4 protein-coding genes are annotated in these 4610 nt (G+C 68.1%); all 4 read right to left on the reverse strand.

The genetic code is table 11. The annotated features are described in order from the left end of the window. Positions 1-739 precede the first annotated feature (739 nt). The gene (locus ACFCZF_RS40690) at positions 740-1450 is read right to left on the reverse strand and encodes a glycerophosphodiester phosphodiesterase (protein ID WP_376675962.1); all 711 of its coding nucleotides are present in this window, start codon (positions 1448-1450) and stop codon (positions 740-742) included. A 181-nt stretch (positions 1451-1631) separates the two neighbouring features. Next, positions 1632-3248, reverse strand: a complete 1617-nt coding sequence (locus ACFCZF_RS40695; protein WP_376675963.1) for an ISL3 family transposase — start codon at positions 3246-3248, stop codon at positions 1632-1634. 306 nt (positions 3249-3554) lie between these two features. Then, entirely contained in the window at positions 3555-3707 is a 153-nt protein-coding gene (locus ACFCZF_RS40700) for a hypothetical protein (protein WP_376675964.1), read from the reverse strand. A gap of 92 nt (positions 3708-3799) precedes the next feature. Beyond that, the gene (locus ACFCZF_RS40705; RefSeq protein WP_376675965.1) at positions 3800-4114 is read right to left on the reverse strand and encodes a hypothetical protein; all 315 of its coding nucleotides are present in this window, start codon (positions 4112-4114) and stop codon (positions 3800-3802) included. Positions 4115-4610 lie beyond the last annotated feature (496 nt).

Genomic DNA, 4610 nt, shown 5'->3' on the forward strand with positions numbered 1-4610 from the left:
GTCCGTCGTCCCCATGGGGAATTACGTGACCGCAGGGGTGGGGAATTACGTGACGCAGAACCCGCCCTGCCTGAGGAATTTCATGATCGCTCACAAGGGCGGGGCGGCGGTGACCGGGAGGCGCTCGGTGTGGACGCAGGCGCACCCTCGCTGTAGCTGGAGCCGAGTGGCGTGATCCCTCCGTACCGCTACGGCGATCCTCTGCCACTGCCTATCGGAGTCACCGTTCACGGCCTGAGCTGGCTGCGTTGCACGTCGAAGCAGACCAGCCCCATGGACTGCGCCACAGCCGCTGCGTGGGCCGACGCCTCCTCGGCCAGGCTCCACCGCATGGGAAGTAGATCAGCGGACCGCTGGCCTCACGGACCAACGGGCCCGTCGACCAGGGCGACGCGTCCTCCTCGCCTCGGGGATGTCGCACCACCGCTCAAGGAACACACCTACGTAGGCCGTCATGCGTTCCGACGGAGGCAGCGCAACCTCGCCGCCGAGATAGCGGTCGCGCAGGTCGCCGAAAATGCGGCCGCCAGTCTTGTCATCCGCCCGCCTTTCTCCTTCCCAGACAGCCAGGTCGTAGCTCATGCCCCGGAGGCTCCCACAGCGCGGCGCCCAGAAGAAGACAGCCCAAGAGGCAGCCTGCCGGTCCTCGATCTTCGCGGTACCGCGCTGCCCGGACCGGCGTCGTGCGCAGCACCGCCACGGGTTCGCGGGCGGGATACGTCAGCGCTCTGCCGTTGGGTTACGACCTCGTCGGCTCGACCCTGCACGCCGTACGAGCCCACAACTTATAAGGAGCGATCCGGTCAGTGAGGACTGCGTCGACACCGGCAGTCTTCGCCGTCTCCCAGGCCGGTTCCCAGTTCGCCGTCCACACGTACACGCGCAGCCCCGCCGCGTGCCAGTCATCGACGGTCTCCGGAGTGGCCAAGAAGCGAGAAACGTTCAAGGAAGTGCCGTACCGGGCCGCCTCCGCGCCGCTGATCTCCGTCTTCTCGTGCGTGAGCGCGGTGCGAAGCTCGGGTGCCGCCTGGCGTACGGCATCGACCGCTGCCCGATTGAAGCTGTGCACGATGACATACTGAGCGGTTCCGGTAGCACGGATGGCTGCCAGCAGCGACCGCACCTGCGCGGGCGTCGGTGTCGGCTTCAGCTCGACCATCCCCGTCATCCGCTGCTCAGCCACGTAGCGCAGCGCCTCCTCAAGCGTGGGAACGGGCTGCCCCCTCTTGGTGCGCAGCAGCCGGACTTCCGCGGCAGTCATGTCGGAGATCGCTCCGTGCCCCGTTGTGGTGCGGTCGACCGTCGAGTCGAGAGAGAGGACCGGCACACCGTCACTCGTCCACCACACATCGAACTCCACGCCCGCCGCACCGGCGCCCACGGCATCCCGGAGTCCCTTCAGGGTGTTCTCATCCTCTGGGGTGCCACGATGTCCGATCACCTTCGGCACCACGCAATCCGGCCCGGCTGCTGCCGCGGCGGCTACGGCCGGAGCCGTCTGCTCCGCACCGGGCCCCGAACAGGCAGTCGCCAGAGTGGCCGCAAACGCCACAAGAGTTCTCGACGACGTCCGAATGCTGGTTCTGGATCACTTTCAGTGCTGGAGCCACGGAGGGTCACCACAACCGCGATCATGAACGGCCTCGCGCGGTGAGGAGGACTCGTTTGCGGAGCAGGTCGAAGTTGGCCCGGCCGAACATCTGCCGTTTCAGCACCTTGATCTTGTTGTTCTGGCCCTCGACGGCTCCGGAGCTGTAGCGGAGGCTGAGGCCGGCGACGACGGCGTCGATGTCCTGGCCCAGGCCGGTGACGAAGGTGTGCAGGGCCGGCAGGTCGTCGGCCTGGACCTGGGTGATCCACTGGTCGAGGTGTTTGCCCTGGCGGTCGTTCATCAACTCGGCGAACGCGCGGACGTGGTGGGCGGTGCGGTCGAGGGCGGGGCAGCGAGCCAGGATCGCTTTGAGCTGCTGGGCTTGGTCGTCGGTGAGACGGTCGGGATGGCGGGTGAGCCAACTGGTCACGTCCCGCACGGACGGAGCCTTGCGGAGCGGGGTGGGCGGAAAGTCCGCGCGGAGCCTGGCCACGTAGACCTTCACGACGTTCTCGCCGCCGGGGTAGCCGCGCTCGCGTACTTCCTCGAACAGGCGGCGGGCGACAGTGCAGCCCTCGGCCCACCGCTGGTGCAGGTAGGGCTTGTAGGGGTCGAGGATGCTGGTGCGGCCGGTCCACTGCCCGACCAAGAGCTCGTCGGCAGTCGCCGCGTGTGCGTATCGACGCACGGTGTTGCGGGCCAGTCCCAGCCGGCGGCCGATTTCTCGCATCGCAATGTCTTGTTCGAGCAGAGCGTGAACGGCCTGGTGCTGTTCGCGAACCCGGTCGGACAGGCGGCCGGTGGTCCGCGGCCCTGCGGGAGCCAAGCCGAGGCCCAGCTCTTCCAGGGCTTCGGTCGCCGCGGCAGGGGTGGTGTCCTGGGGCTCGCGGAGCAGGGCACGGTGCTGGACGACGGTCTTCTCGACGGCCTCGGCGAGGTTCGACCAGATGTGCCACCGGTCTGCAACGTGCACCGCGTCCGGGGCGCCGAGGCGTCCGGCCTCGGCGTAGGCGGTGGAACGGTCCCTGCAGATCACCTCGACGCCGGGATGCCCGGCGAGCCACCGGGCCACAGTCGCAGTGGTGCGGTCCGGCAGCAGGTCGACGGGCTGGCGAGTCTCGATGTCGAGCAGGATGGTGCCGTAGTTGTGCCCCTTGCGCAGCGCGAAGTCGTCGATTCCGAGTACCCGCGGTGTCGAGGTGGCTGGGTCCTGCAGGCGGCGGATCAGCCGCAACAGGGTCGATCGGCTCACCTTGGCCGCCAGCGCGTGGGCCAGGCGGGAACCGGCCCAGCCGGCCAGCATCACCGCCACCCGTTCCAGCACCGTCTGCAGCCCTGCGCTGCGTCTGCCGTGCCGGAACGTCAGTCCGTCGACCTGCTCGACGAACGTCGCCTGCAAGCAGCTCTGCTGAGAGCAGCGGAACCGCCGGACCCGTAACTCGATCAGTGCCGGACGGCCGCCCACCGCGCTGTCGGCAAGTCGGCGCACATACCGGCTGTGCACCCGGGCCGACGCCGTTCCACACGCCGGACACGCAGCCCGTGCCGCAGCCGTGCGGGCCCGCACGACCACCAACTCGCCGTCAGGTATGACACTTTCGACCACAACATCTTCGACCTGGTGAAACCACAGGTCCTGGAGGAGTACATCAGCCACGGCCGTCCATGATCGCGGTTGTGGTGACCCTCCGTGGCTCCAGCACTGAAAGTGATCCAGAACCACGTTTCAGCCGACGCCGACAAGAGTCGCTATTCGAACCGACTTTCGCTCTGTCACCAGACGAGGGTAACGGCACCCCTGTTGCGGGCATGCAGAACCCCCGAACAGCTCAGCACATGTCGGGCGCGGGCGGCAGGGCGTCACGGATCTGCTGCAGACCTGCGGTCGAAGGGGCGGCAGCACCCGGACAACGACGAAGGCCCCCAGGGTCACGGAACGACCGGCGCCCTGGGGTCTGAGCCTTTACAGGGCGGCGGGAGGGATCTTCGGGTCGAAGACGTTCTGCGGCGCGCTCGGCCGGACAGTGGACGCCTGGCGCAGTACCTGGGCCAGGTCGCGGTGTATCCGGTCGGTTTCACCGCGGACCTGGACAGGGACGTCGCCGCGTTCGGCCACGAGGCGGTCGTAGACGGGGGTCTGCTAGAACACGGCGGAACGGTTTCCCTTCAGCGGACGGTTCGCGGACTGGTGCAGCATACGAGCCCGGGTCACGCCCCGCTGAAGGCGGGCGTCCAGGCCAAGACGGCATAGGCGGCGGCCTCGGGCGTCCAGTCGCCGTCGACGAGCGCGACGACCAGGCGGGCACGGTCTCTGGGAAGCCGGCCGGTGCGGTGCTTGGTACAGGCTGCGCGAGCCAGGCACCGATCTTGACGATGTCGCCGCCGCCAATCCCCACGTCCTCGCGGAACTCCTTCGGATACGGCTTGGGCACTGCAACATCCTTCCAGGCTGCCTCTCAGCAGCCGGCACAGCAGGGCAACGGTGTGGGTGGTCTTCTCCGCCTCGATGAACGCGTAGATCACGGTCGTCGATCGCTCTCCTTTGCGAAGAAGACCGCCGCTTTTCGCAGCACCTCGATCGTCTCGGCCTGCTCACGGTTCTGCCGACGTAGTCGGCGCAGTTCCTCACGCTCGGCCGTCGTCAGCTCGCCCGGCGCCCCTGACCGCGGTCGGCCTGGTCCTGCCTGCCCCAGTTCCGCAGACAGGTTTCGGCCAGGGCGAGCGCGGACCGCAGCACGGTGAACCGGAACCACCCGTCGAGCCCCGGCAGCGGCTCGGGAAACCAGCCGTCCGTCGTTCGGGGGGCCGCAGCGCGTCGAGGAGGACGGCAAGAGCGCGTGGCCGATCAACATTGGCGGGGCCTAGCCTCGAAGTTTCGTGACGGGCCTCTGACGGAGTCGGTGGCCCGTTTTCGTGCCGTGGGCTGCTTGGGTTCTAACGGTCCTCGCAACACCCGCGATCTGTGGGAGTTGCGAGGACCGTGGCTGTTGGACGCGATGATCTTGCGGGGGTGAAGGAG

The sequence above is a fragment of the Streptomyces sp. NPDC056296 genome (assembly GCF_042268605.1).
Lineage (GTDB): Bacteria > Actinomycetota > Actinomycetes > Streptomycetales > Streptomycetaceae > Streptomyces.